The sequence below is a fragment of the Klenkia soli genome, from assembly GCF_900103975.1.
Taxonomy (GTDB): domain Bacteria; phylum Actinomycetota; class Actinomycetes; order Mycobacteriales; family Geodermatophilaceae; genus Klenkia; species Klenkia soli.
The window spans coordinates 25730-50440 of the sequence record NZ_FNIR01000001.1 but is presented as its reverse complement, the minus strand read 5'-3'; the positions used below and the strand labels follow the sequence as shown (position 1 = coordinate 50440).

Here is a 24711-nt window from a genome sequence, read left to right as displayed (position 1 = left end):
CTACAGGCTCGCGCCGCCGCAGACCACCAGCTGCTGGCCGGTGACCATCCCGCCCTCGGGACCGAGCAGGAACGCGGTCAGCCCGGCCACCTCGGCCGGGCGTACGAACCGGCCCAGCGGCGGCGCCTGCGGAGGCGTCGCCGCCCGGCCGGGGTCGAGCAGCATCGGGGTCTCCGTCGGGCCCGGGGCCACCACGTTCACCGTGATCCGCCGCGGCGCGAGCTCGATCGCCCACGACCGGGCCAGGCCGACCACCGCTGCCTTGGTCGCGGCGTACTGGCTCTTGCCGGCCACCCCGACCGCCGTCCGGCTGCCCATCAGCACCACCCGGCCGCCGTCGACGACCCGGTCCACCACGGCGTCGACGACGGCGGTCGCGGCGTCCACGTGCAGCCGCCACATCAGCGCCCCGTCGGCCGGCGACAGCCGGCCCAGTGGTGCGGACCGCTGGACGCCGGCGGAGTGCACCACGGCGTCCAGCGGTCCGATCGGGGCGAGCAGGTCGCGCACGGCCTCGACGTCGGCCAAGTCGGCGGGCAGCCAGGTCAGCCCGGGCTGATCGGCCGGCGCGGTCCGGCTGACCCCGGTGACCGACCAGCCGTCGGCCAGCAGCCGGTCCACGACGGCCGCGCCGATGCCCGAGCTGGCCCCGGTGACGAGGGCGTGCATCAGCGGGCGTCCACCCACGACGGGTCGACCACGACGTGCTCGATCGCCGTGCGGTGGTAGGTGAAGGCCAGGTGCAGCAGACCGTCGGGGGTCTGGTGCACCGAGGGGTAGGACAGCTCCCGGTTGACGCCGTCCCGGCTGTTGTTGGACAGGCAGTAGCCGTCGCCGGTCTCGACGTCCCGCCGTGCGGGCCAGGTCACCCCGCCGTCGGCGGACAGGGCCAGCGTCATCGGCGCGCGGGGGGTGCCCCAGAACGCGTGCCGCGCGCCGTCGTCCACCGTGGGCTCGGCGACGCCCTGCTCGGCGGCGAGCCCGGAGTCGTCGATCTCGTCGTACAGCGACAGCCGCCGCGGGGTGTCCGGGCCGGCCTGCGTCGGGTTGAGCACCATGGCCAGCCGGCCGTCGTCGAGCGTGGTCACCTGGATCGAGCTGTTGTTGTTCGGCAGCTCGGTGGGCACCGGGGCGGTCCAGGTCTCGCCGTCGTCGGACGACGTCGAGCGGTGCACCCAGTCGGCCCAGCGGCTGCGGTAGAACGCGGCCAGCCCGCCCTCGACCGGGACGACGTCCATGTGCACGCACCCGGTGGACCCCGGGACGACGACCTCGCGCCAGGTGGCCCCGGCGTCGTCGGAGACCATCACCGAGCTGGTGTCGACGTCGCCGACCCACTTCTGCCCGGGCACGGTGACGCAGGAGAACACCGGCAGCAGCCAGCGGCCCGAGGGCAGCACGACCACCGGCTGGCGGACGAACACCCCGCCCGCCTCGGTGGCCGGGAACAGCGTGCGGGCCTCGCCCCAGGTCGCCCCGGAGTCGGGGGACACCCGGCAGCGCACCTCGGCGGAGTCCTGGTCGCCGGCGTGCTGCGCGGTCCAGAGCAGCCAGAGCGTGCCGTCCGGGGCGGGGAAGAGCACCGGGTTCTGCTCGGAGCGGGCGCCGTCGTCCGAGAGCTGGGCGGCGGGGCTCCAGGTGTCGCCGACCAGCCGGGAGAACCAGATCGAGATGTCCGGGACGCCCTCCTGCGTGCCGCCGAACCACACGCAGCCCAGCGTGCCGTCGGGGAGCGTCATCAGGTTGGCGGCGTGCACCTGCACGGTCGTCGTCGGCAGGAACGCGTCGCGGCGGCCGGGGCCGGCGTCCCGCAGCACGCCGTCGCGGACCAGCTCGGTGGTGGTCATCAGTAGCCCGTCCCGTCGTCGGCGGTACCCCGGCCGCCCCGGGCAGCCGCGAGGTGGTCGGCGGCGGCCTGCTCCAGGTGGGTGAGGTCGGAGGAGACGGTGGCGAAGGTGTAGCCCTCGGCCAGCCGCTGCGCCGCCTGCGCGCCGGCGGCGGTGTGGATGCCGGCGGCCACCCCGGCGGACGCCGCGGCCTCGCGCACGGTGACCAGCGCGGCCTCGAACACCTCGGCCACCGCTGGGTCGTTGGGGAAGGCCCCGCCGACGGCGATGCACAGGTCCGACGGTCCGACGTAGACGCCGTCCAGGCCGGGGGTCGCGCAGATCTCGGGGACGTTCGCCAGGCCCTCCGGCGTCTCGATCATCGCGAACACCAGCGTGGTGTCGTTGCTGTCGGCCGGCTTCGGCCCGACCCGCAGCGCCGAGCGCATCGGGCCGTAGCTGCGCCGGCCGACCGGCGGGTACTTGGCGGCGGCGACGGCGGCCGCGGCCTGCGCGGCGTCGTCCACCAGCGGCACGATCACCCCGCCCGCGCCGGCGTCCAGCGCCTTGCCGATGTAGGTGGGGTCGTTGGCCTCCACCCGCACCCACGCCACGCCGCCGACGGCGTCGACCGCGGTGATCCCGCGCAGCATGCCCTCGTAGGAGAACAGCCCGTGCTGGGCGTCGAGGGCCACGTAGTCGTAGCCGGTGCGGGCGATCCGCTCGGTGGAGACGGGGGAGTCCAGGGTGATCCAGTAGCCGAGCACGCGCTCGCGGGCGCGGATCCGGGCGGTCAGGTCGGTGTGGCGGGTCAACGCGAGCTCCAGGGGGTCAGCGGTTGTAGGCGGGCATGGGGCCGCGCAGCGCGGCGCCGACCTCGTCGCAGGCGGCGACCACGTCGGCGGGCAGCGGACCGGCCGCTGCGGCGGCGACGTTCTGCTGCAGCTGGGCGACCTTCGACCCGCCGAGCAGCAGCGCGCCGACGTCGGAGGAGCCCAGCAGCCAGCGCAGGGAGAGCTCGGCCAGCGGGATCCCCGCGCCGTCGGCGATCGCGGACAGCCGGCCGACGGCGTCGAACAGCTCGGGGGTCCAGTACCGCTGCTTGTACATGGCGGCGAGCTTCGAGTCGCCGAACCGGCCGCTGGTGGCCGCCTCGTCGAAGGAGTGCTTGCCGGTGAGGAGCCCGCCGCCGAGCGGGTTGTAGACCATGGTGGCCAGGCCGTTGACCCGGGCGAACTCCAGGTACTCCTCCTCGACCCGGCGGGCCAGCAGGTTGTACAGCTGCTGCGCGACGACCGGGCGGGGGCAACCCACGTCGTCGGCGGCGGCGTCGAGCTCGGCGATCTGCCAAGCGGCCATGTTCGAGACACCCAGCGCGCCGACCCGGCCGTCGGCGACGAAGTCCGCGATCGTCGTCAGCGTCTCGCGGATCGGCGTGGCCCGGTCGGGCTGGTGCAGGTAGAACAGGTCCACCCGGTCGACCTGCAGCCGGGCCAGCGACCCGGCCAACGAGGCCTCGAGCCCGGCCCTCGACAGCGGGGCGTGGTCGCCGGCGTCGGGGTGCGGGATGCCGGCCTTGGTGGCCAGCACCACCTGGTCCCGCCGGGTGGCCAGCAGCGGGCCGAGGATGGTCTCGGTGGCCCCGCCGGCGTAGCCGTTGGCGGTGTCCAGGCCGGTGATCCCGGCCTCCAGCGCGGCGTCGAGCATCGCGGCGGAGCCGGCGGCGTCGACCGTGTCGCCGAAGGTCATGGTGCCCAGCACCAACCGGCTCATGGGGACGGGTGCCCCGGGGATCTGGAGGGTCATGCGGGGGCTCCCTGCAGCTGCCGGACGACGTCGCGGGGCTTGCGGCCGCGCATCGTGGTGGGGTCGAGCGCGGCCTTGCGCAGCGCCCGGGTGTAGCCCTCGGTGGGGGCGTGCAGCACGTCGGCGGTGGACCCGGTCTCCACGAGCCGACCGGCCCGCATGACCACGATCCGGTCGCTGATCTGCTTGACCACCCCGAGGTTGTGGCTGATGAACAGGTAGGTCAGGCCGCGTTCGCGCTGCAGGTCGGCCAGCAGGGCCAGCACCTGGGCCTGCACGCTGACGTCCAGGGCGCTGGTGGCCTCGTCGAGCACCAGCAGGTCGGGGCTGGTGGCCAGCGCGCGGGCGATGCCGATCCGTTGCCGCTGTCCGCCGGAGAACTCGGCGGGCCGGCGGTCCAGGGCGCTGGTGGGCAGCCCGACCAGGTCCAGCAGCCGGGCGGCCTCGGCGTGCCGGTCGGCCCGGGAGCGGTCCCGCATCGGCTCGGCCACGATCTTCTCCGCGGTCAGGTGCGGGTCCAGCGACCCGTAGGGGTCCTGGAAGACCATCTGCACGCGGTGCCGCAGCGGGCGCAGCTGCTTCTCGCCGAGCTGGGCGATGTCGGTGCCGTCCAGCACGATCTGGCCGGAGGTCGGGGTGACCAGCCGGACCAGCGCGCGGGCGATCGTCGACTTGCCGCAGCCCGACTCCCCGACCACGGCCAGGGTCTGGCCCTTGTCGATGTCGAAGCTGACGCCGTCCACGGCCCGGAAGTCGCCGTAGCTGACGACCAGGTCGCGCACGGACAGGAACGGCTCGGTCATGCCGGCACCTCCACGGGGGTGTCCTCGTCGAACGTCCCCAGCTGGGGGACGGCGGCCAGCAGCCGCTGGGTGTACTCCTCGCGCGGGTGCTCCACGACCTGCTCGGCGTCGCCGGACTCGACGAACCGGCCGTCCTTCATCACGTGGATCCGGTCGCTCACCAGCCGGGCGACACCCAGGTCGTGGGTGATCATCAGGATCCCGATGCCGGTGCGCTCCTGCAGCTCCAGCAGCAGGTCCAGGATGCCGGCCTGCACGGTGACGTCGAGGGCCGAGGTGGGCTCGTCGGCGACCAGCAGCACCGGGTGCCCGGCCAGCGCGATCGCGATGAGGACGCGCTGCAGCATGCCGCCCGAGAGCTGGTGCGGGTACTTGTCCAGCTGCTCCTCGGGCCGCGGGATGCGCACCGCCTCCAGCAGCTCGACCGCGCGGGCCCGGGCCTTCCCCCGGGGGTGCCCGGCGAGGCGGACGGCGCCGGTGAGCTGCTTGCCCACCGAGTGCACCGGCGACAGCGCGGTCATCGGGTCCTGCGGGATGAGCGAGACCATCCGGCCGCGGATGCGGCGGGCGGCGTCGGTGTCCACCAGCAGGTCGACGCCGCCGACCTTGACCGAGCCCGACAGCACGGCCAGGTCGTGCGGCAGCAGCTGGAGCACGCCCATGGCCGTCGTCGACTTGCCCGAGCCGGACTCGCCGATGATCGTCACGGTCTCGCCGCGGGAGATGCGGAAGCTGACGCCGTCCACCGCGCGGACGACGCGGTCGGCCGTGACCAGCTCGACCTGCAGGTCGGTGACCTCGAGGATCGGGGTGCTGTCGTGCGGGATCGGGAAGACCACGGTGCTCACGCCTCCTGGGGCTTGCGGGAGAGGACGCGGCGGACCAGCCCGCGCGGACGACGGGTGCGGTCGCGCAGGCCGTCGCCGAGCAGGTTGACCCCGACGACCAGCAGCACGATGAACAGGCCGGGCAGGGTGACCAGCCACCACGAGGTGGTGATGTAGTCCTGGCCGTCGGAGATGATCCGGCCCCAGGTGGCGAACGGGCGCTCGGGCCCGGCGCCCAGGTAGGACAGCGCGGACTCCAGCAGCACGGCCTGGGCCAGCAGCAGGAGGACCACCAGGGTGGCCTGGGGGAGCACGTTGGGGACGACGTGCCGGGTCAGCACGGAGACCCGGCGCAGCCCGAGCACCGTGGCCGCGGCGACGTAGGGCTTGCCGCGCTCGACCAGCACCAGCGACCGGGTCAGCCGGGCGACCTCGGGCCACTGCGCGATCGCGATGACGGCGGTGATGACCGGGATGGAGGGGCCGAACAGCGCCACGACCAGCAGCAGCATGAGCAGCAGCGGGAGCGAGAGCTGGGCCTCCAGCAGGCGGGAGACCACCGCGTCCACCCAGCCGCCGAAGAAGCCGGCCGCCGCACCCAGGGCGATGCCGATCAACCCGGAGACCACGATCGCCAGCAGGCCGATCATCAGCGAGGTCTGGCCGCCGTGCAGGATCCGGGAGAGGAGGTCGCGGCCGAGCTGGTCGGTGCCGAACAGGTGCCCGGCGCTCAACGGCGGCAACCGGCGCTCGGCGAGGTCCTGCTCGTCGGGGCCGGGCAGCGGCAGCACCGAGGCCAGCAGCACCGGCAGCACGACCAGCAGGGTGCAGACCCCGCCGACCCGGAGCTTGACCCGGGCGCTGCGCTCGCGGCGCCGGGCACCGGCGTTCTTCAGGTCCGCCGGGGTGACCGCGCTGGGCCGCTCGGCCGGGGCCGGTGCCGTGGCGGGCCCCGGCGTCAGGGTGGTGGTCACGCGAGGGCTCCTTCGGGGGCGGCGACGGCGGGCGCCGTCTTCTGCTTCGCGGTCTTCGCCAGCCGCACCCGGGGATCGAGCAGCGGGTAGGCCAGGTCGATGAGCAGCTGCACCAGCACGGTCAGCGCGGCGGTGACCAGCACGGTGGCCTGGATCAGCGGGTAGTCCCGGGTCTCCAGCGCCCGGACGACGAGCGAGCCGACGCCGGGCCAGGCGAACACCACCTCGACCACCACGACGCCGTTGAGCATCGCGGCGAACCGGGTGCCCAGGGCGGTGAGCACCGGGATCGCGGAGTTGGTCATCGCGTAGCGCCAGGTCAGCGCCCGCTCGCCGACCCCGCGGGAGCGGGCGACGGTCAGGTAGGGCGCGGCCATGTTCGTGCTCATCTCGCGGCGCACCATGCGGCTGATCAGCGCGATCTGCAGGATCGCGATGGTCAGCGTGGGCAGCACCAGGCCGCCCCAGCTGGTGAAGCCCGAGGCCGGGAACACCGGGACGACCACGGCGAAGACGGTGAGCAGCATGATGCCGCTCCAGAAGTCGGGCATCGACTGGCCGGTGATGGTCAGCAGGTTGGCGCCGAACTCCTTGGCGGTGTCGGCCCGGCGGGCCATCCACACGCCCAGCGGGATCGCGACCAGCGCGGTCACCACGATCGCCGAGACGGCGAGGGTGATCGTGTAGGGCAACCGCTCCAGGACGACGTCCAGCGCCGGTGCCTGGAAGGAGAACGACGTCCCGAGGTCGCCGGTGACCAGGCCCTTCAGGAAGGTGCCGTACTGCACCAGGATCGAGTCGTCCAGGCCGAACTGGGCCCGGATCCGCTCCAGGTCCTCGGTCGTCGGGTTCGGCCCGGCGTAGGCGGCGGCCGGGTCACCCGGCGCGAGCCGGAGCAGCACGAAGACCGTGGTGATGGTCAGGAAGAGCGTCAGCACGCTCTGCCCGACGCGCTTGGCGATGTAGGTGGCCATGTCAGCTGCGTCCCAGCGTGGTCGTCGAGAGCTCGAAGGAGTTGGACGGCTTGAGCACCAGGTCACCGACCCGATTGCGCCGAGCGAGGACGGCGTCGGGGACGAAGGCCCACATGCACGGCCAGGTCTCCCACACCGCGTCCTGCGCCTGGGCCAGCAGGGCCTCGCGGCGGGCGGGGTCGACCTCGGTGCCGGCGGCGGTGATGACCTGCTGGATCTCCGGGAAGACGTACCCGTGGTAGGTGTCGCGGGTGGCCTCGCGCTCGGCGGTGCCGCCGTACATGCCCTGCAGCATGGTGAGCGCCAGGCCCGTGGGGGAGGCGAACCCGTTGCCCAGCACGTCCCAGTCGCCGGCCCGGCCCTGCCGCCACAGCGAGATGTCCCCGCCGGGCTGGAACTGCACCAGCCGACTGCGGACGCCGATGTCGCCCATCATCTGCACGACGGCCTCCATCACCGAGGTGTCGTTGGCGAACTCCCCGGTCTCCCAGATCATGGTGAGCTCGAGGTCGCCGTCCTGGATGCCCTCGGCGGCCAGCATCTGCCGGGCCGCGCGGGGGTCGAAGGTGTACTCGTGGTTCCCGGTGCCGCCGGCCAGGCCCTCGGGGACGACGCCCTTCGCGGCGGTGACCGAGCCGACGAGGACGTCGTCGACCAGGGCCCGCCCGTCGATGCCCAGCGACAGCGCCTGCCGCACCTTCACGTTGGCCAGCGGGTGGTCGGCGGGCTTGCGGAAGTTGTAGAACAGCTGGCTGATCCGCAGGCCGTCGACCCGCTCGACCGTGACGTCGCGGACGCCGGCGAGCTGGTCGGCGGAGTCGGGGGAGATGGTGTCGATGACGTCGACCTCGCCCGAGCGCATCGACACGACCCGGCTGGACTCCTCGGGCACGAACCGCACCCGCACGGTCTCGACCGCGGCCGGTTCGCCCCAGTAGTTCTCGTTGCGGGTCAGCGTGTAGTCGCCGGTACCGCGGTTGCTGGCGGTGACCACGTAGGGGCCGGAGCCGACGCCGGACTGCAGCTCCTCGGGGGCGTTGGCCGCCGCCGGGGTGATGAGGATGTTGGCCATCAGGTAGTCGAGGTTGGGCTCGGGCAGCTGCGTGTTCATCGTGAAGGTGCGCTCGTCGAGCACCTCGACGGTGGGCCACTCGCGGAAGAAGGAGGCGAGGAAGGAGCCGTTCACGTCCTGGTACATCTGCAGCGCGGTGGCGACGTCCTGAGGGGTGACCGGGGTGCCGTCGGAGTAGACGACCCCGTCGCGCAGCTGCACCGTCCACTGCGTGTCGCCGGTGAGCTCGAAGCGCTCGGCGAGCACCAGCTCGGGGGTGAGGTCGGCGCCGATCCGGGTCAGGCCCTGGCGCACGGCGCGCTGCACGGTGACCGCGGCGTCGAACTGGTTGAGCTTGTTGTCCAGGCTGACCAGGGAGCGGTTGAGCGCCATGGTCAGCGTGCCCGGGCCGGGGGTGCCGGTGGGCCCGGCGCAGGCGGCCAGGGCCGGCCCGAACGCCAGACCGGCCCCCACCACGCCACCCAGGCGGAACAGGGAGCGGCGGGAGATCTCCCTGCTCGTCCGTGGTGCGGTCATCGTCGACCTCTCGCTCGTGCCGGACCGGGGCCCGGCGGTCGCCGGCCGGGTCGGTGTTGCCTGGGTCACCGTGCCACCTCGTGCGCGTTTCGCGCAAGACGCTGGCGTGTTGTGCGCGTTGTGTGTCACGCTGCACAGGTCGTCGGGCATCTGGCCCGACCCCGTCGTCCGCTGGGAGGTGCCGCGTGACCCGACCACCGTCCCCCGCGGTCCTGGTCCTGGCCGACGACCTCTCCGGGGCGGCCGAGACCGCCGCCCTGCTGGGATCCCAGGTTTCCGTGCTGCTCGCGGGCGAGGTGCTGCCGACCATGCCGGCCGGGGTGTGCGTGGTGGACCTGGACGCCCGGCACCTCCCGGACCACGTCGTGGCCGACCGTGTCGGGGCTGCCCTGTCCGCTGCGCGGTCCGCGCAGGTGCTGATCAAGGTTGACTCGCTGCTGCGCGGTCCGCTCGCCGCTGCGGTGGGCGCCGCCGGTGCGGTCGTCGTCGCCCCGGCACTGCCGGCGCTGGGCCGCACGGTGGTCGACGGCGTGCCCTCCGCTGCCGGTCGGCCGCTGTCCGCCCTGGACGCGTGGGCCACCGAGGGCCGCCCTGCCCCGGCGACCGTGGCCCAGGCGCTGGCCCCGCTGCCGGTGGCCGTCGTCCCGCTGGGTGTCGTCCGCTCGCCCCGGCTGGGCAGCGAGCTGCAGGCCCTGCTCGGCGCCGGGTCGGTGCCCGTCTGCGACGGGGAGACCGATGCCGACCTGGACGCGGTCGTCGCTGCCGTGGCGCAGCTGCCCGGCGTGGCCCTGGCCGGGTCCGGTGGCCTCGCTGCAGCCCTCGGCCGCACCCTCGGCGCGGCCGTCGGTGCCGCGCCCGGCGTCCGCGGGGTCGGCGCCGGGCCGCTGGTCGTGGTCGGGACGGCGGAGCCCGTGGCCGCCGTGCAGGTGGCACAGCTGGTCGCTGCCGGGGTCGACGAGCTGGTGGTCCCGGTGGCCGCGCTGGTCGAGCCGCTTGCCGAGGCCCGCTGGGCCGCCGAGGTCGCCGACCGGCTGACCCGCGGCCCCCTCGTGCTGCGCCCCGACCCCGCGGACGCCGTCCGCCCCGCGTCCTCCCGCGCCCTCTCGGCCGGGCTGTCCCGGCTGGTCGCCGACGCGCTGCAGCTGACCGACGCGGTGGTGGACCTGGTGCTGACCGGGGGTGAGACCGCCCGTCGGGTGCTCGACGCCCTCGACGTCGTCCGGCTCACCCCCCGCGGGTCTGTGCACCACGGGGCTGTCCTCTCGACCGCCGACGACGGCCGCACCGTCGTGACCCGGCCCGGCAGCTTCGGCGACGCCGACTCCCTCCTGACCATCCTCACCGCCCTGACCCCCCGCACCCCGACGGAAGGCACCCTCCCGATGAGCACCCTCACCACCCCCGCAACGACCCCGGGGACGAGCACCGATCCCCGGCCGTGGATCGCGGTCACCATGGGCGACGGTGCCGGGGTCGGCCCCGAGGTCGTGGTCGGTGCCCTGGTCGACGAGGCCTCCTACGCCGACTGCCGGCCCGTCGTGGTCGGCGACGCCGCCCGGCTGCAGCAGGCCGCCGACCTGCTCGGCCTGGCCGCCCGGATCGTCGTGGTCGAGGGCCCCGAGCAGGCGGTCTTCGAGCCCGGCCGGATCAACGTCGTCGACCTGGGCCTGCTGCCGGCCGACCTGCCGTTCGGGCAGCTGTCGCCGGTCGCCGGGCACGCCGCCTACGAGTACATCCGGGTCGCCGCCGAGCTGGCGATGGCCGGGCGGGTGCAGGGCATCTGCACCGCGCCGCTGAACAAGGAGGCGCTGCACTCGGCCGGGCACGTCTACCCCGGGCACACCGAGCTGCTCGCGCACTTCTGCGGCATCGAGGAGGTCTCGATGATGCTCAGCTCGCCGAAGATCCGGGTGATCCACGTGACCACCCACATCGGGCTGATCGACGCGATCGCCAAGATCGAGCCCGGTCTGGTCGAGCGCACCGTCCGCCGCGGCCACGACGCGCTGGTCCGCGCCGGCATCGAGAACCCGCGCATCGGCGTCTGCGGCATCAACCCGCACGCCGGGGAGAACGGCCTGTTCGGCTACGGCGAGGAGGAGGAGAAGATCGTCCCCGCCATCGAGGTGCTGCAGGCCGACGGCATCGACGCCCGCGGCCCGATGCCGGCCGACACCGCCTTCTTCGTCGCCGGCCGGGGCGACTACGACCTGATCGTCGCCATGTACCACGACCAGGGCCACGGCCCGGTGAAGATCCTGGGCATCGAGGCCGGGGTGAACATCACCGTGGGCCTGCCGGTCATCCGCACGTCGGTCGACCACGGCACGGCCTTCGACATCGCGGGCACCGGCAAGGTCGACGTCCGCAGCATGGTCGAGGCTCTGCGGCAGGCTGCACAGATGTCGCCCAGTCCTGCGACGCAGACGTCGCCGGCGCCGGCGGCCTGACCCGCGGAGGCACGCGTGCACATCGACGACGCCGGCACGGCCCGTCAGCTGGGGTCCCGCGCCCGCCGCGAGGAGATCGTGCGGCTGGCCACCACCACCGGGCTGGCCTCGGTCGAGGAGCTGGCCGCCACCTTCGAGGTGACCGCCTCCACCATCCGGCGCGACCTGGCGCAGCTGACCGGCGACGGTCGGCTGGCCCGCACCTACGGCGGGGCGATGGCGCTGGTGGCCCACCCCGAGACGTCGCTGCGGCAGCGCACCGGCGAGGCCTACGCGGCCAAGCGGGGCATCGCGCGGTGGGCCGCCGCCCAGGTGCAGCCGGGGGAGACCGTGCTGCTGGACGCCGGTTCGACGGTCGGGGCGGTGGCCCACGAGCTGCGGACGACGGTGCCGCTGACCGTGGCCACCACCGGCCTGACCGTGCTCGAGGCGCTGGCCGACGTCGACGAGGTGCACGTCGAGTGCCTGGGCGGCACGCTGCGGCACCTCTCCCAGGGGTTCGTCGGCCCGCTCACCGAGGCCGCGCTCGAGCGCATGACGTTCGACCGGGTCTTCCTCGGCGCCGACGGCGTGACCGCCGACAGCGGCATCTGCGAGGCGGGTCTGGACCAGACCCGGCTCAAGGAGCTGATGGCGCGGCGGTCGCAGCAGGTCTACGTGCTCGCCCACGCCGCCAAGCTCGGCCGCCGCCCCTTCCACGCGTGGGCCCGGCTGCCCGAGCCGTGGACGCTGGTCACCGACGACGCCGCCGAGCCGGCCGCCCTGGCCCCGTTCCTGGCCGCAGGGGTGGCGGTCGTCGTGGTGGACCAGCAGGGTCGGGCGGAGCAGCCCTGAGGCCTCAGTCCGCCGCGCTGAGGGGGTCGGCGATGTCCTCCAGCGAGGCGTTCTCGCTCTTCACCCCGAAGGCCAGCTCGGCGAGGCCGCCGACCGCCATCACGGCCGCCGCGATGTAGAAGCCGGTGATCAGCTGGCTGCTGTCCCCGGACTCGACCAGCGAGCCGAACAGCACCGGGCCGACTATGCCGCCCAGGCCGGTGCCGATCGCGTAGAAGAACGCGATCGCCAGGGCCCGGGTCTCCATCGGGAAGATCTCGCTCACCGTGAGGTAGGCCGCGCTGGCCCCGGCCGAGGCCAGGAAGAACGTGATGCCGAGCAGGCCGATGAACGTCCACGCGTTCAGCCCGGTGAACACCAGCGCGATGACCACCGCCATCGCCGCGGAGCCCAGGTAGCTGATCGAGATCATCGGCTTGCGGCCGACCGTGTCGAACAGCGGGCCCAGCAGCACCGGGCCGAGGAAGTTGCCGGCGGCGTAGACGACCAGGAACACCGGCGCGGTCGAGGTGGCGACCCCGAAGTACGTGGTCATCAGCGTGCCCAGGTTGAAGGTGAACCCGTTGTAGAGGAACGCCTGCCCGACGAACAGCGCCAGCCCGAGCACGGCCCGCTTCGGGTACTTCGTGAACGCCACCTTCGCGATCTCGCGGAACGGGACGACGTGCCGCTGCGTGATGCGCAGCTGCTGGTCGACCGGCTCGAGGGTCTGCCCGGTCTCGCGCTCGACCTCCTGCTCGACCTCGCCGACGGTGCGGTTCGCCTCGTCGGCCTGGCCGTGGATGAACATCCACCGGGGGCTCTCGGGCACGTGCCGGCGCACGACGAGGATGAGCAGCCCGAGCACCGCGCCGATGCCGAAGGCCAGCCGCCAGCCGATGCCCGCGCCCAGCAGGTTCTCGTCCAGCAGCAGCAACGAGGCGCCGGAACCGGCCGCCGAGCCCAGCCAGTACGAGCCGTTGACCAGCAGGTCGACCCGGCCGCGCAGCCGCGCCGGGATCAGCTCGTCGATGGCCGAGTTGATCGCCGCGTACTCGCCGCCGATGCCGGCGCCGGTGAAGAACCGGCACAGGTAGAAGAACCAGGGCGCGGTGGCGAACGCGGTGAGCACGGTGGCCACCACGTAGATGCCCAGGGTGAGCATGAACAGCTTCTTGCGGCCGTACCGGTCGGTGAGCTGGCCGAAGAACAACGCGCCCAGGCACGAGCCGACGATGTAGATCGAGGCAGCCAGCCCGATCTGCGACGCGGTGATCGAGATGCCGCTGCCGGCCTCGGTGAGCCGGGCGCCGACGCTGCCGACGATGGTGACCTCGAGCCCGTCGAGCACCCACACGGTGCCCAGGCCGACGATCACCATGCGGTGGAAGCGGGAGAACGGCAGCCGGTCGAGCCGGGCCGGGACGTCGGTGGTGATGGTGCCCAGGTCGTGGGTGCCGGTGGCCATGTGCTGCCCCTGGTTCGTCTCGGTGCGGTCGCCGTCGACCGCACCGAGATGGTCACGCCACCGGGCCCGTACCGCACGTTGGGGCGTCCAACCAACCGGTCGAGGTACGTTAGGCACACCTAACTTGGAGGACGACGTGACGCAGCCACCGAAGAAGCGACGGGTGACCCGCGTGGGCACCGTCGTGCGCACCGAGCGGGTGACCCCGCACCTGGTCCGGGTCGTGCTGGGCGGTGACGCGCTGGCCGGCTTCGGCGCGGGCGCGTTCACCGACCACTACGTGAAGCTCCAGCTGCCGCCGCCCGGGGCGCCCTACGCCGCGCCCTTCGACGCCGAGACGGTCCAGGCCGAGCACCCGCGCGAGCTGTGGCCGGTCAGCCGCACCTACACCGTGCGTTCGTGGGACGCCGAGCTCGGCGAGCTGGCCGTCGACTTCGTCACCCACGGCGACGAGGGGATCGCCGGACCGTGGGCGGCCGCCGCGCAGCCGGGGGACCTGCTGCAGTTCGCCGGCCCCGGGGGCGCCTACGCGCCCAGCCCGGACGCCGCCTGGCACCTGCTGGTGGCCGACGACTCGGCGCTGCCGGCGGTGGCCGCGGCGCTCCCGCGCATGCCGGCCGGCGCGCCGGTGCGGGCGTTCGTCGAGGTCGAGGGCCCGGCCGACGAGCAGGACCTGCCCGGGGTGACCTGGGTGCACCGGGGCGAGGGTCCGGTGGGGGCGGCGGTGACCGCCGCGGTGCTGGCCGCCGACTGGCCCGAGGGCGTGCCGCACGTGTTCGTGCACGGCGAGGCCGGCTTCGTGCGCGAGTTGCGCCGGTTCGTGCGCGCCCGCTGGGAGGTGCCCCGTGAGCTGCTCAGCGTCTCGGGCTACTGGCGGGTCGGCCGCACCGAGGACCGCTGGCAGGCCGAGAAGCCCGAGTGGAACGCCGCCGTGGCCGCCGACGAGGCTGCGCTCACCGTCTGACGGAGTCGCAGCGCTCGGGGGACGATGCGCTGCGACTCCACCAGCCCGGTGGTCACATGTCGCGGTAGCGCTTGGCCTCCGCCGTCGCCGTGCGCAGCTGCTCGACGTCGTACTCCGGGCCGTAGCCGGGGGTGTCGCGCTGGATGCGCCAGCCCTCGGCGAGCGGGCCGACGTCGTAGGCGTCGAAGCCGATCTCGTCGAGGTACTCGGTGACCCAGGCCTTCGCGACGGCGTCGTCGCCGGCGATGACCAACGCCCGACGGTGCTCGGTGCCGGTGGGCGACCGCTTCTCGGTGAGGTGCTGGGCGTAGATGTGGTTGAACGCCTTGACGACCTTCGAGGTGGGCAGGTGCGCCTGGGCCATCTCGGCGGTGGTGGTCGTCTCGTCGTCGAGCTCGGCGATGTGGCCGTCGCGCTCGGGGTAGTAGTTGTTGGTGTCGATCACGATCTTGCCGGCCAGCGGCTCGACCGGCACGTCGCCCAGGTTCTTCAGCGGCACGGTGACGACGACGACCTCCTCGCCGGCCTCGCCCGCCTCGACGGCCGTGGCGGCGCGGATCGATCCTCGCCGGGACGGGCGGGCCTCGATCTCGGCGACCAGGTCGGCGAGGGTCTCCGGACCCCGGGAGTTGGCGATGACGACGTCGTAGCCGGCGTCGGTGCTGATGCGGGCGAGCTGGGAGCCGATGTCGCCGGCCCCGATGATGCCGATGGTGGTCATGCTGGCTCACAACACCGTCAGGCCGGGGTGATTCCGCCCCAGGGGAAGCGGGGCCGTCGCCGGTCGGCGAACGCGGCCACCCCCTCGGCCAGCTCGCCGGACGCGATGGTCTCGCGGAACCGACGAGAGGCCGCGGGTTCGGCGTCGCGGCCCTCCGTCAGGGCGGTGACGGTCTCCTTGGTGGCCCGCTGGGTGAGTGCCGACCGGCTCGACAGGACGGCGGCGAACTCCTGCACCCGGGCCTCGAGCCGGTCGGCGGGGTGCAGCTCGTCGACCAACCCGACCCGCAGCGCGGCCGCGGCGTCCAGCAGCTCGCCCGAGAACAGCAGCCACTTCGTGGTGGCCGGGCCCACGAGGTCGACCAGCGCCCTCGTGGGCGCCGGCGGGTAGACCACGCCGATGCGGGCCGGGGTGACCCCGAAGACGGCGGTGTCGTCGGCGAACCGCAGGTCGCAGCTGGCCGCCAGCTCCACCCCGCCCCCGATGCAGTGCCCCCGCACCACGGCGATCGTCGGGTGCGGGAACGCACGCAGTGCGGCCTGCGCGGCCAGGTTGTCCGCGCGCAACCCGGCCATCGGGTCGGCCGGGTCCTCGCCGCCGAGCAGCTCGCCGATGTCGGCGCCGGCGCAGAACGACGGCCCGGCGCCGGTCACGAGCAGCACCCGGACGTCGTCGACCACCTCGGTGAGCAGACCGGGGACCGCGGCCCACATCGCCCGGGTCATCGCGTTGCGCTTGGCCGGCCGGTCGACGGTGAGCGTGGCGACCGTGCCCTCGACGGTGAGCGCGAGGTCAGAGGTCATCGGTGCCGAACGTGTCGCAGGCACCCGGGTCGCCGGAGGAGTAGCCGGTGGAGAACCAGCGCTCGCGCTGCTCCGAGGAGCCGTGGGTGAAGGCGTCCTGGTCGACGGTGCCGTTGCCCAGGTTGGTCTGGATGAAGTCGTCGCCGATGCGGCTGGCGGCGTCCAGGGCCCGGTCGACGTCGTCCTGGGTGATCTCGGTGATGAGCGGCTCCTGGCCGTCGTCCGACGTCGTGGTCGCGTGGTTGGCCCAGACGCCGGCGTAGCAGTCGGCCTGCAGCTCCAGCCGCACCGTGCCCGAGGTCGGCCCGGTCTCGCCCGGGGTGACCTGGGCGTTGGTGCCCAGCAGGTTCTGCACGTGGTGGCCGTACTCGTGGGCCAGCACGTAGGCGTCGACGAACGTGCCGCCGCGGGCGCCGAACTGGCTCTGCAGCTGGTCGAAGAAGGTGAGGTCGACGTAGACCAGCTGGTCGCCGGGGCAGTAGAAGGGGCCGGACCCGCTGGTGGCCCCGCCGCACGCGGTCTGCACCTGCCCGGAGAAGAAGACGGTGTCGGTCTCGGCGTAGGCGGTGCCGGAGGTCTGCGGCAGCGCCGCCGTCCAGTAGTCCTGGATCGAGTCGATGATCGCCACCGCCGCGCAGTCGGCGCTGTCGTTGGCGTCGGCCCCGGTCCGGCACTGCTGCTCGAGCTCGGTGTTGTCGGCGGTGCCGGAGCTGCCGCCCTGCAGCTGGGACAGGATGCTGGCGACGTCGCTGCCCGACCCGCCCGAGCCGCCGCCGCCCAGCACCTGGACCAGCACGAAGGCGATGATGCCGAGCACGCCGATGCCACCACCGCCCACGGCGAGCCCGCGGCCCCCACCTCCACCGCGGCGGTCCTGCACGCCGGAGGTGTCCAGCCGGGCACCTTCGCGGAACCGCACCATCTAGAGCTCCTCGAGGTTCGGGGGAGAGATCAGGAACACGGCCTCGACGGCGCCGTGCACCTCCTGCAGGGCGGGTTCGAGGTCGAGCTCCGGGGTCGCGCCCCGGCGGCTGACGGCCATCATCATCGGTCCGGTGCCCCCGGTGCCGACGTCGCGCAGCTCGACCAGTCCGGTGAGCGTGCTGCCCACGGCCAGGGCGTACCCGCGGGCCCGCGACACGGCCTCGCCGATGGCCTCGGTGCGGGCCCGGGCGTGCGCCGGGTCGTCACGGTCCAGCGCCCAGTTCGGCCCCCACAGCGAGCAGCCGTCCAGCGCGGCAGCGGCAAGTGCGACCTCGCCGACCCGGTCCACGTCGTCCAGCCGAAGCTCGGTGGTGACGGCGGCCTGGTAGCCGGTGACGTCCTTCTGGTCCGAGTACTCGGGGTGCACGCCGACCGCAGCGGTCGAGTGCCGGGTGATCAGCCCGGCGTGCTGCTCGAGCAGGTCGACGACCCCGCGCTGCAGGTCAGCCAGCAGCTCCAGCGCCCGGTCGCGCTGCGCGTCGCGGGCGGTGGCCGTGATGCTCAGCGTCGCGTGGCCGGGGCGCACCCGCAGGGTGGTCTCGCCCCGCACCACCACCCGTGGGCTGTCGTCCGTCACCGGCACACCCTGGCAGATCACAGGTGGGGAACGCTTCCCGGCCCGTGATGCTCCTGTGACCCGGCGCTGTGAAGCTCGGGGGGTGGCCGGTCACGGAGGAGCCGAGAGCAGGTTCATGACCATCGGCGTGGTCGGCGGCATCTGCCTGCTCGCCGCGCTGCTGACCTCGTGGATGCTCGGGGTGCCGGCCTGGGTGTTCGTCGTGGTGTTCGTCGGGCTGGTCGTGGTGAGCCTGATCCGCCCGCCCAACGGCTGAGCAGGGCGGCTCACCGCCGGCGGCGGGTCCCGAAGAGGCCGCGGGTGATCTCCCGCCCGAGGGCCGACGCGGCCGAGCGGGTGAACGCCCGGAACGCCGAGGACCCGAGGACGTCGGCGACGACGCTGGTCCCGGGTTCCGGCTGCCGGCGCTCCCGGGGCGGTGCCGGGTCGACGCGCGGGGCCGGCTCGACGCGCGGGGCCGGCTCGACCCGGGGCGCCGGGGCGGTGGGCGGGGGCGCCAGCCGGGTGGCCAGGCGCTCGTAGGCCGACTCCCGGTCGACGGCCGTGCCGTAGCGGGGGAGCAGCGGCGAGGCGGCGACGGCGGCCTGCAGCTGGGCCGGTTCGACGGCCCCCATGAACGACCGCGGTGCCCGCAGCATCGTCCAGGCGACGGGGGTGGGTGCCCCCCGCTCGGAGAGCACCGTGACGATCGCCTCGCCGGTGCCCAGCGCGGTGAGGGTCTCGGCGATGTCGTAGGCGTCGGACCGGGGATAGGTCTTGACCGTCTTCTTCAGCGCGGTCGCGTCGTCGGGCGTGAAGGCCCGCAGCGCGTGCTGCACCCGGTTGCCCAGCTGGCCCAGCACCGCCGGCGGCACGTCGGTCGGGTTCTGGGTGACGAAGAAGACGCCGACGCCCTTGGACCGGATCAGCCGCACGGTCTGGGTGACCGACTCGAGGAACGCGGCGCTGGCCCCGGTGAACAGCAGGTGCGCCTCGTCGAGGAAGAAGACCAGCTTGGGCTTGTCCACCTCGCCGACCTCGGGGAGGTCCTCGAACAGGTCGGCGAGCAGCCACATCAGGAAGGTGGAGAACAGCGCCGGACGGTCCTGCACCGCGGACAGCTCCACCGAGCTGATCACGCCCCGGCCGTCGGGGGTGGTGCGCATCAGGTCGGCGGTGTCCCACTCGGGCTCGCCGAAGAAGACGTCGCCGCCGAGGTCGTCGAGGGCGACCAGCTCGCGCAGGATCACCCCGGCGGTGGCCTTGCTGAGCCCGCCCAGGCCCTGCAGGTCGGCCTTGCCCTCGTCGCTGACCAGCCAGGAGATGACCGCGCGCAGGTCCTTGAGGTCCAGCAGCGGAAGCCCGGCGGTGTCGGCGTAGTGGAACACCAGGCCCAGCGAGCTCTCCTGGGTCTTGTTCAGCCCCATGACCCGGCTCAGCAGCACCGGTCCGAACGAGGTCATCGTCGACCGCACCGGGACGCCGGTGCCGAGGCCACCCAGCGCCAGGTACTCGACGGGGTAGCCGGTCGCCGTCCACGTGTCGGCGGTGTCGGTGGCCCGCCGGGTGACCCGGTCGCCGGTCTCACCGGGGCGGGACAGCCCGGTGAGGTCGCCCTTGACGTCGGCGAGCACGACCGGGACGCCCTGCGCCGAGAGCTGCTCGGCCAGCAGCTGCAGCGTCTTCGTCTTGCCCGTGCCGGTGGCGCCGGCGATGAGGCCGTGGCGGGTCATCATCGACAGGGGAACCCGGACCTGGGCGCCGGGGTGCGGCTGGCCGCCGTGCACCACGGAGCCCAGGTCGAGGGCGGGTCCGGTGAACGCGTAGCCCGCCGCGATGCCGGCGGCGACGTCGGCCGAGCTGTCGTCGACGGGTGCGCTCACCGGTGCCGTCAGCCCTGCTCGCGTGCGGCGCGGTCGACCTCGGGGGTCGGCGACGGCGGGGTCCAGGACGGCGCGCCGGCATCGGGCGCGGTGTGGGTGGCCGGCGTCACGCCGGGGGCACCGACGGCGCCGGGCTCGGCCACGGGGGCCGGCGGCGTCACCGGGGTCGGGGTGGGCGTCGCGCCGCCCGCCGGGGCCGCGGGTGCCGCACCGGTGCCGTCCTCGTGCCGCGGGACGGCGGCCTTGGCCTTCGCCGTCGCGTTGTCGATCTGCGCGGCGCGGTCGGGCATCTTCTCCTTGGCGAACTGCCCCGCCTTGTCGACGGCGCCCTCGATCTTGCCGGCGTTGTCCTTCAGGGCCGCCTCGATCTTGTCCGAGCCCTGGGCCAGCGCGTCCTGCGCCTTCTTCGCGAGACTGCCGAAGTCCACCACGTCGTACTCCTCTGGTCGTCGTCGGTGACACCCTGCCGCTCGGGCGGCGCGGGTGCCACCCGTGCCACGAACGCGCGTCCGGAACCGTTCCCGTCGGCCAGGATGTCCCCATGACCGAGAAGGTGCAGGGGCCGGCGAGCTACTTCCCGTCGATCGAGGAGAAGTACGGCAGGCCGATCGCGGAGTGGCAGGAACTGGTGCGCGCCCGTCGGGTCGAGCACCCCGGGGCGAGGCACATGGAGCTCGTCGGCTGGCTCAAGGCCGAGCACGGCATGGGCCACGGCCACGCCAACGCCCTGGTCGCGCACACGCTCGCCCAGAGCTGAGGCGCTCGTCACCGGCAGGTCCTAGGGTCGGTGCATGCCACTGGAAGGCGAGTACGAGCCCAGCCCCGAGAAGTGGGTCCGCGACCAGGTCGAGGCCTACGAGCGCAGCGGCGGCCGCGAGGCCAACACCCTCCCGAACCGCCCCGAGCCCGTCGTCGTGTTCACCACGCGCGGCGCGAAGAGCGGCAAGGTGCGCAAGAACCCGCTCATGAAGGTCGAGCACGACGGCGTCTACGCGATGGTCGCCAGCCAGGGCGGGGCGCCGAAGCACCCCACCTGGTACTTCAACGTGACCGCGCACCCCGACGAGGTGACGGTGCAGGACGGTCCCGAGCCCTGGGACGGCGTCGCCCGCGAGATCACCGGCGAGGAGAAGGCGGTGTGGTGGGAGCGCGCGGTCGCCGCGTTCCCCGACTACGCCGACTACCAGCGCAGGACCGACCGCGAGATCCCGGTCGTGCTCGTGGAGCGGAAGGCCTGACCGCCGACCGGGTCGCCGTCGTCACCGGTGCCTCCGACGGCATCGGCGCGGCGGCGGCCCGCCGGCTGCACCGCGACGGGTGGCGTGTCGTGGTCGTCGGCCGGTCACCGGGCAAGACCGCGGCCGTCGCCGACGAGCTGCAGACCCAGGGCCACCCCGACGACCACCGCGCCGTCGAGCGGCACACCGTCGACTTCGCGCGCCTGGACGACGTCCGTGCCCTGGCCGCCGACCTGCTGGCCCGGCACCCGCGGATCGACGTGCTGGCCAACAACGCCGGCGGGTCGTTCCCCCGGCGGGTGGCCACCGTCGACGGGTTCGAGACCACGTTCCAGGTGGACCACCTCGCGCCCTACCTGCTGACCCGGCTGCTCGAGGCGCCGCTGCGGGCCGCCCGCGGCCGGGTGGTGGCGACGTCGTCGTTCATGCACCGGCTCGGCCCGCTGCCCCGGACGGTGACGGCCGACCCACCGCGTCCCTACTCGGGGATGCTCGCCTACTCCCGCGCCAAGACGATGAATGCGCTGACCACCCGTGAGCTGGCCCTCCGCTGGGCGCCCGACGTCACCGCCACCTGCTACACCCCCGGTGCGGTGGCGACCTCCTTCGGCGCCCGGTCGGGCGGGCTGTCCGGGCTGGCCTGGAAACTGGGGTTGTCCCGCAGCTTCCGCACCCCGGCGCAGGGCGCCGACACCCTGGTCTGGCTGGCGACGGCGGACTACGGCTGGCGCAACGGCGGCTTCCACGCCGACCGCGGCACCGCCACCGCCATGCCCTGGGCCACCGACGACCGCCGAGCCCGCGCGCTGTGGGACCTCTCGGCCGACCTCGTCGGCCTACCCTCCTGACGTGGCCAAGGCGGAGGCGCTGGAGATCGAGGTCGACGGCCTGGACGTGCGGCTGTCCAGCCCCGACCGGGTCTACTTCCCGGCCCGCGGCGAGACCAAGAAGGACCTGCTCGACTACTACCTCGCCGTCGGCCCCGGCATCGTGAACGCACTGCGGGAGCGGCCCTGCATGCTGCACCGCTTCCCCAAGGGCGTCGAGGGCGACAAGGTGCACCAGAAGCGGGTCCCGGCCGGGGCGCCGCCGTGGATCGAGACGGTGCGGTTGCACTTCCCGCGCTGGAACCGCACCGCCGACGAGCTGTGCGTGACCCATCTGGCGCACGTGGCGTGGGCCGTGCAGATGTCCACCGTGGAGTTCCACCCCTGGAACAGCCGCCGGGCCGACACCGAGCTGCCCGACGAGTGGCGCATCGACCTGGACCCGATGCCCGACGCCGACTACGCCGCCGTCCGTCGGGTCGCCCACGTGGTGCACGAGGTACTGGACGAGCTGGGGGCCGTGGGCTTCCCGAAGACCTCGGGCGGCAACGGGCTGCACGTGTACGTCCGGATCCCGCCGGTGCACGGGTTCGGCGACGTCCGGCGGGGTGCGCTGGCCTTCGCCCGCGAGGTGGAGCGGCGCACCGCCGACGTCACCACCACCTGGTGGCGCAAGGACCGCGACCCGCGCGCGGTGTTCGTCGACTACAACCAGAACGCCCGCGACCACACCATCGCCGCCGCCTACTCGGTGCGCGGCAACGCCGAGGCGACGGTCTCGACCCCGGTCCGGTGGGACGAGGTGGACGACGCCCACCCGCGCGACTTCACCATCGCCACCGTGCCGGCCCGGTTCGCCGAGCTGGGCGACCTGCACGCGGACATCGACCGCGAGGTCTTCGACATCGCCCCGCTGCTGGAGTGGGCCGCGCGCGACGAGGCCGCCGGGGCCGCCGTCCCCCCGGAGCCCGAGGACTGATGGACCTCAACGCCGACCTGGGCGAGGGCTTCGGCTCCTGGTCGCTGGGCGACGACGACGCCCTGCTGGGCATCGTCACCAGCGCCAACGTCGCGTGCGGCTTCCACGCAGGCGACGCCACGACCATGCGGCGGGTGACCGAGCGGTGCGTGGAGCGCGGCGTGGCCATCGGGGCGCAGGTGGGCTACCGCGACCTGCCCGGGTTCGGCCGGCGGTTCATCGACGTCGACCCGCACGAGCTCACCCAGGACGTCGTCTACCAGCTCGGCGCCCTCTCGGCGTTCGCCCGGGTGGCCGGTGACCGGGTGCGCTACGTCAAGCCGCACGGGGCGCTGTACAACGCGATCGTGTCCCACGAGGAGCAGGCGGCGGCGGTGGTCGCCGCGGTGGTGGACGTCGACCGCGCGCTGCCGGTGCTGGGCCTGCCCGGGTCGGTCTTCCTCCGCCTCGCCGGCGAAGCGGGGCTGACCACCGTCGCCGAGTCCTTCGCCGACCGGGCCTACACGCCGCAGGGCACGCTGGTGCCGCGCCGGCTCCCGGGCGCGGTGCTGCACGACGCGCAGGAGATCGCCGCCCGCTGCGTCGCGATGGCCGGCGGGCAGCCGGTGCGCGACGTCGAGGGCGGGTCGCTGCAGCTGCACCCCGGTTCGATCTGCGTGCACGGCGACACCCCCGGGGCGGTCGGGATCGCCCACCGCGTGCGGGAGGCCCTCACCGGGGCCGGGGTCGTCCTGGCCCCGTTCGCCTGATGCGCCTGCTCCCCGCCGGGGACGCCGCGCTCCTGGTCGAGCTGGCCGACCTGGACGAGGTGCTGGCGCTGCACGCGGCGCTGGACCCTCCACCGACCGGGGTGGTGGACGTCGTCCCCGCTGCGCGGACGGTGCTGGTCGCCTTCGACCCGGCCGTGGTGGCGAGCGACTCCGTCGCGCGGTGGGTGCGGTCCGCCCGGCCGGTCCCCGGCGCCCGCCCCGACGCCGGCGACCTGGAGGTCCCGGTGGTCTACGACGGCGCGGACCTCGCCGACGTCGCCGCCGTGCTGGGCTGCTCGGTGCCCGAGGTGGTCGCCCGGCACACCGGCACCGTCTGGACGGTGGCCTTCTGCGGCTTCGCCCCGGGCTTCGGCTACGCGACGGCGGCCGACGGTTCCTGGGACGTCCCACGCCGGTCGACGCCGCGAACCCGGGTGCCGGCCGGCGCGGTCGCCGTGGCCGGTGGGTTCAGCGCCGTCTACCCGCGGGAGTCCCCGGGCGGGTGGCAGCTCCTCGGCCGGACCGAGCTCCCGGTCTTCGACGTCGACCGCGACCCGGCTGCGCTGCTGCGGCCGGGGGTGCGGGTCCGCTTCGTGGACACCGCGTGAGCCTGACGGTGCTGGTCCCCGGGCCGCTCACGACGGTGCAGGACCTCGGCCGCCCGGGACTGGCCGCCCAGGGCATCGGCCGGTCCGGTGCCGCCGACCGGGCCGCCGCGGCGTTGGCGAACCGGTTGCTCGGCAACCGGCTCGACGACGCCGTGCTCGAGGTGACGGCAGGCGGCCTGGCGGTACGCGCGGACGCCGGTGTCTGGGTGGCGTTGACCGGGGCCCGCTGCCCCGGGGCGCCCTACGCCGCCCCGACCTGGCTCGGGCCGGGCCAGGAGCTGCGACTCGGTGCGCCGGTGCGGGGGCTGCGCAGCTACCTGGCGGTGCGCGGCGGGATCGCGGTGCCGCCGGTGCTGGGGTCGCGCTCGACCGACCTGCTGTCGGGGCTGGGACCGCCGGTGGTGGCCGCGGGCGACGTGCTGCCGGTGGGGAGGGCGTCGGGGGCGTGGTCGCCGGTCGACCAGGCCCCGGTGGCCGAGCCGGTCGCCGGGGAGCTGGTGGTCGCCGTCCGCCCCGGCCCGCGTGCGGACTGGTTCACCGACGACGCGCACCGCGCGCTGGGGACGACGGCGTGGGAGGTGACGGGGGAGAGCAACCGGGTCGGGCTGCGTCTGGCGGGGCCGTCGCTCGAGCGCTGCCGGGACGGCGAGCTGGCCAGCGAGGGGATGGCACGCGGCGCGCTGCAGGTGCCGCCGTCCGGGCAGCCGGTGCTGTTCCTGGCCGACCACCCCGTCACCGGCGGCTACCCCGTGATCGGCTACGTGGCCGAGGCCGACGTCGACGGTTGCGCGCAGCTCTCCCCGGGGCAGGCCGTCCGCTTCCGCCGCTGAGCTCAGGGTGGGGGATACCCGGTGATGATCTCGGTGCCGT

27 protein-coding genes are annotated in these 24711 nt (G+C 74.1%); 11 read left to right on the top strand and 16 right to left on the bottom strand.

Annotated features, from left to right (window positions below; translation table 11 throughout):
• The 9 genes from BLS67_RS00245 to BLS67_RS00205 are packed head-to-tail and all read right to left on the bottom strand — an operon-like array spanning position 1 to position 8798.
• On the bottom strand, positions 1 to 669 hold the full coding sequence (locus BLS67_RS00245) for an SDR family NAD(P)-dependent oxidoreductase (protein WP_091239069.1): 669 nt from the start codon (positions 667 to 669) through the stop codon (positions 1 to 3).
• Positions 669 to 1847, bottom strand: a complete 1179-nt coding sequence (locus tag BLS67_RS00240) for a sialidase family protein (protein ID WP_091237752.1) — start codon at positions 1845 to 1847, stop codon at positions 669 to 671. The genes BLS67_RS00245 and BLS67_RS00240 overlap by 1 nt, the downstream gene beginning before the upstream one ends.
• A complete protein-coding gene (locus BLS67_RS00235; protein WP_091237749.1) occupies positions 1847 to 2641 on the bottom strand; it encodes an HpcH/HpaI aldolase family protein in 795 nt (264 codons plus the stop codon). Before BLS67_RS00235 ends, BLS67_RS00240 begins: the two co-directional genes overlap by 1 nt.
• A 16-nt stretch (positions 2642 to 2657) precedes the next feature.
• Positions 2658 to 3632, bottom strand: coding sequence for an aldo/keto reductase (locus tag BLS67_RS00230; RefSeq protein ID WP_091237746.1), 975 nt, complete (start codon positions 3630 to 3632; stop codon positions 2658 to 2660).
• Positions 3629 to 4435, bottom strand: coding sequence for an ATP-binding cassette domain-containing protein (locus tag BLS67_RS00225; protein ID WP_091237742.1), 807 nt, complete (start codon positions 4433 to 4435; stop codon positions 3629 to 3631). Before BLS67_RS00225 ends, BLS67_RS00230 begins: the two co-directional genes overlap by 4 nt.
• On the bottom strand, positions 4432 to 5283 hold the full coding sequence (locus tag BLS67_RS00220) for an ABC transporter ATP-binding protein (protein ID WP_207500139.1): 852 nt from the start codon (positions 5281 to 5283) through the stop codon (positions 4432 to 4434). The genes BLS67_RS00225 and BLS67_RS00220 overlap by 4 nt, the downstream gene beginning before the upstream one ends.
• Positions 5280 to 6236: an ABC transporter permease gene (locus BLS67_RS00215; protein WP_091237739.1), complete on the bottom strand. Its 957-nt coding sequence runs from the start codon at positions 6234 to 6236 to the stop codon at positions 5280 to 5282. Before BLS67_RS00215 ends, BLS67_RS00220 begins: the two co-directional genes overlap by 4 nt.
• Positions 6233 to 7210 carry an ABC transporter permease gene (locus tag BLS67_RS00210; RefSeq protein WP_091237736.1) on the bottom strand — a complete coding sequence of 326 codons (978 nt, stop codon included), beginning with the start codon at positions 7208 to 7210 and terminating at the stop codon, positions 6233 to 6235. The genes BLS67_RS00215 and BLS67_RS00210 overlap by 4 nt, the downstream gene beginning before the upstream one ends.
• Before the next feature lies 1 nt (position 7211).
• Complete coding sequence (locus BLS67_RS00205; RefSeq protein ID WP_091237733.1) at positions 7212 to 8798, bottom strand: ABC transporter substrate-binding protein; 1587 nt, start codon at positions 8796 to 8798, stop codon at positions 7212 to 7214.
• Between the two features lie 185 nt (positions 8799 to 8983).
• Here BLS67_RS00205 and pdxA point away from each other — a divergent pair, with 185 nt between their 5' ends.
• Both pdxA and BLS67_RS00195 read left to right on the top strand, forming a co-directional pair.
• Complete coding sequence (gene pdxA, locus BLS67_RS00200) at positions 8984 to 11248, top strand: 4-hydroxythreonine-4-phosphate dehydrogenase PdxA (protein ID WP_091237729.1); 2265 nt, start codon at positions 8984 to 8986, stop codon at positions 11246 to 11248.
• 15 nt (positions 11249 to 11263) lie between these two features.
• Complete coding sequence (locus BLS67_RS00195; RefSeq protein ID WP_207500138.1) at positions 11264 to 12082, top strand: DeoR/GlpR family DNA-binding transcription regulator; 819 nt, start codon at positions 11264 to 11266, stop codon at positions 12080 to 12082.
• A gap of 4 nt (positions 12083 to 12086) precedes the next feature.
• On the opposite strand, the gene BLS67_RS00190 is transcribed toward BLS67_RS00195, so the two are convergent.
• Positions 12087 to 13529 (bottom strand): MFS transporter, encoded by a 1443-nt coding sequence (locus BLS67_RS00190; protein ID WP_091237726.1) that lies wholly within the window; start codon positions 13527 to 13529, stop codon positions 12087 to 12089.
• Between the two features lie 136 nt (positions 13530 to 13665).
• On the opposite strand from BLS67_RS00190, the gene BLS67_RS00185 reads away from it, so the two are divergent.
• Positions 13666 to 14493 carry a siderophore-interacting protein gene (locus BLS67_RS00185; RefSeq protein ID WP_242653655.1) on the top strand — a complete coding sequence of 276 codons (828 nt, stop codon included), beginning with the start codon at positions 13666 to 13668 and terminating at the stop codon, positions 14491 to 14493.
• Positions 14494 to 14545: 52 nt separating this feature from the next.
• On the opposite strand, the gene BLS67_RS00180 is transcribed toward BLS67_RS00185, so the two are convergent.
• From BLS67_RS00180 to BLS67_RS00165, 4 genes are read right to left on the bottom strand one after another with little or no spacing between them, the layout of a single operon-like run.
• Positions 14546 to 15214 (bottom strand): NADPH-dependent F420 reductase, encoded by a 669-nt coding sequence (locus BLS67_RS00180; RefSeq protein ID WP_091237721.1) that lies wholly within the window; start codon positions 15212 to 15214, stop codon positions 14546 to 14548.
• A gap of 17 nt (positions 15215 to 15231) precedes the next feature.
• Positions 15232 to 16017, bottom strand: coding sequence for an enoyl-CoA hydratase/isomerase family protein (locus BLS67_RS00175; RefSeq protein ID WP_091237718.1), 786 nt, complete (start codon positions 16015 to 16017; stop codon positions 15232 to 15234).
• Positions 16007 to 16939: a KPN_02809 family neutral zinc metallopeptidase gene (ypfJ, locus tag BLS67_RS00170; RefSeq protein WP_242653653.1), complete on the bottom strand. Its 933-nt coding sequence runs from the start codon at positions 16937 to 16939 to the stop codon at positions 16007 to 16009. The genes BLS67_RS00175 and ypfJ overlap by 11 nt, the downstream gene beginning before the upstream one ends.
• The gene (locus BLS67_RS00165) at positions 16940 to 17578 is read right to left on the bottom strand and encodes an SIMPL domain-containing protein (protein WP_165617412.1); all 639 of its coding nucleotides are present in this window, start codon (positions 17576 to 17578) and stop codon (positions 16940 to 16942) included.
• Positions 17579 to 17693: 115 nt separating this feature from the next.
• On the opposite strand from BLS67_RS00165, the gene BLS67_RS23585 reads away from it, so the two are divergent.
• Positions 17694 to 17834 (top strand): hypothetical protein, encoded by a 141-nt coding sequence (locus BLS67_RS23585; protein WP_165617411.1) that lies wholly within the window; start codon positions 17694 to 17696, stop codon positions 17832 to 17834.
• A gap of 10 nt (positions 17835 to 17844) precedes the next feature.
• On the opposite strand, the gene BLS67_RS00160 is transcribed toward BLS67_RS23585, so the two are convergent.
• The gene (locus tag BLS67_RS00160; protein ID WP_242653651.1) at positions 17845 to 19440 is read right to left on the bottom strand and encodes a helicase HerA-like domain-containing protein; all 1596 of its coding nucleotides are present in this window, start codon (positions 19438 to 19440) and stop codon (positions 17845 to 17847) included.
• 8 nt (positions 19441 to 19448) lie between these two features.
• The gene (locus BLS67_RS23580; protein ID WP_165617408.1) at positions 19449 to 19868 is read right to left on the bottom strand and encodes an Rv0909 family putative TA system antitoxin; all 420 of its coding nucleotides are present in this window, start codon (positions 19866 to 19868) and stop codon (positions 19449 to 19451) included.
• Between the two features lie 113 nt (positions 19869 to 19981).
• Here BLS67_RS23580 and BLS67_RS00155 point away from each other — a divergent pair, with 113 nt between their 5' ends.
• Genes BLS67_RS00155 through BLS67_RS00125 form a run of 7 tightly spaced genes read left to right on the top strand, consistent with a single transcriptional unit; the run spans position 19982 to position 24671 of the window.
• Complete coding sequence (locus BLS67_RS00155) at positions 19982 to 20197, top strand: DUF4287 domain-containing protein (protein WP_091237713.1); 216 nt, start codon at positions 19982 to 19984, stop codon at positions 20195 to 20197.
• A 34-nt stretch (positions 20198 to 20231) separates the two neighbouring features.
• On the top strand, positions 20232 to 20678 hold the full coding sequence (locus BLS67_RS00150) for a nitroreductase family deazaflavin-dependent oxidoreductase (protein ID WP_091237711.1): 447 nt from the start codon (positions 20232 to 20234) through the stop codon (positions 20676 to 20678).
• Complete coding sequence (locus BLS67_RS00145; RefSeq protein ID WP_091237708.1) at positions 20579 to 21526, top strand: SDR family NAD(P)-dependent oxidoreductase; 948 nt, start codon at positions 20579 to 20581, stop codon at positions 21524 to 21526. Before BLS67_RS00150 ends, BLS67_RS00145 begins: the two co-directional genes overlap by 100 nt.
• Before the next feature lies 1 nt (position 21527).
• Entirely contained in the window at positions 21528 to 22484 is a 957-nt protein-coding gene (gene ligD, locus BLS67_RS00140) for a non-homologous end-joining DNA ligase (protein WP_091237705.1), read from the top strand.
• Positions 22484 to 23233, top strand: a complete 750-nt coding sequence (locus BLS67_RS00135) for a LamB/YcsF family protein (protein WP_091237702.1) — start codon at positions 22484 to 22486, stop codon at positions 23231 to 23233. The genes ligD and BLS67_RS00135 overlap by 1 nt, the downstream gene beginning before the upstream one ends.
• On the top strand, positions 23233 to 23841 hold the full coding sequence (locus BLS67_RS00130) for a 5-oxoprolinase subunit B family protein (RefSeq protein ID WP_091237699.1): 609 nt from the start codon (positions 23233 to 23235) through the stop codon (positions 23839 to 23841). Before BLS67_RS00135 ends, BLS67_RS00130 begins: the two co-directional genes overlap by 1 nt.
• Positions 23838 to 24671: a 5-oxoprolinase subunit C family protein gene (locus tag BLS67_RS00125; RefSeq protein ID WP_165617410.1), complete on the top strand. Its 834-nt coding sequence runs from the start codon at positions 23838 to 23840 to the stop codon at positions 24669 to 24671. Before BLS67_RS00130 ends, BLS67_RS00125 begins: the two co-directional genes overlap by 4 nt.
• Positions 24672 to 24711 lie beyond the last annotated feature (40 nt).

Coding starts and splice junctions, on each gene's coding strand:
- BLS67_RS00245 (WP_091239069.1), bottom strand. CDS start 669: ATGCACGCCCTCGTCACCGGGGCCAGCTCGGGCATCGGCGCGGCCGTC.
- BLS67_RS00240 (WP_091237752.1), bottom strand. CDS start 1,847: ATGACCACCACCGAGCTGGTCCGCGACGGCGTGCTGCGGGACGCCGGC.
- BLS67_RS00230 (WP_091237746.1), bottom strand. CDS start 3,632: ATGACCCTCCAGATCCCCGGGGCACCCGTCCCCATGAGCCGGTTGGTG.
- BLS67_RS00225 (WP_091237742.1), bottom strand. CDS start 4,435: ATGACCGAGCCGTTCCTGTCCGTGCGCGACCTGGTCGTCAGCTACGGC.
- BLS67_RS00210 (WP_091237736.1), bottom strand. CDS start 7,210: ATGGCCACCTACATCGCCAAGCGCGTCGGGCAGAGCGTGCTGACGCTC.
- BLS67_RS00205 (WP_091237733.1), bottom strand. CDS start 8,798: ATGACCGCACCACGGACGAGCAGGGAGATCTCCCGCCGCTCCCTGTTC.
- BLS67_RS00190 (WP_091237726.1), bottom strand. CDS start 13,529: ATGGCCACCGGCACCCACGACCTGGGCACCATCACCACCGACGTCCCG.
- BLS67_RS00180 (WP_091237721.1), bottom strand. CDS start 15,214: ATGACCACCATCGGCATCATCGGGGCCGGCGACATCGGCTCCCAGCTC.
- BLS67_RS00175 (WP_091237718.1), bottom strand. CDS start 16,017: ATGACCTCTGACCTCGCGCTCACCGTCGAGGGCACGGTCGCCACGCTC.
- ypfJ (WP_242653653.1), bottom strand. CDS start 16,939: ATGGTGCGGTTCCGCGAAGGTGCCCGGCTGGACACCTCCGGCGTGCAG.
- BLS67_RS23585 (WP_165617411.1), top strand. CDS start 17,694: ATGACCATCGGCGTGGTCGGCGGCATCTGCCTGCTCGCCGCGCTGCTG.
- BLS67_RS00155 (WP_091237713.1), top strand. CDS start 19,982: ATGACCGAGAAGGTGCAGGGGCCGGCGAGCTACTTCCCGTCGATCGAG.
- BLS67_RS00150 (WP_091237711.1), top strand. CDS start 20,232: ATGCCACTGGAAGGCGAGTACGAGCCCAGCCCCGAGAAGTGGGTCCGC.
- BLS67_RS00135 (WP_091237702.1), top strand. CDS start 22,484: ATGGACCTCAACGCCGACCTGGGCGAGGGCTTCGGCTCCTGGTCGCTG.
- BLS67_RS00130 (WP_091237699.1), top strand. CDS start 23,233: ATGCGCCTGCTCCCCGCCGGGGACGCCGCGCTCCTGGTCGAGCTGGCC.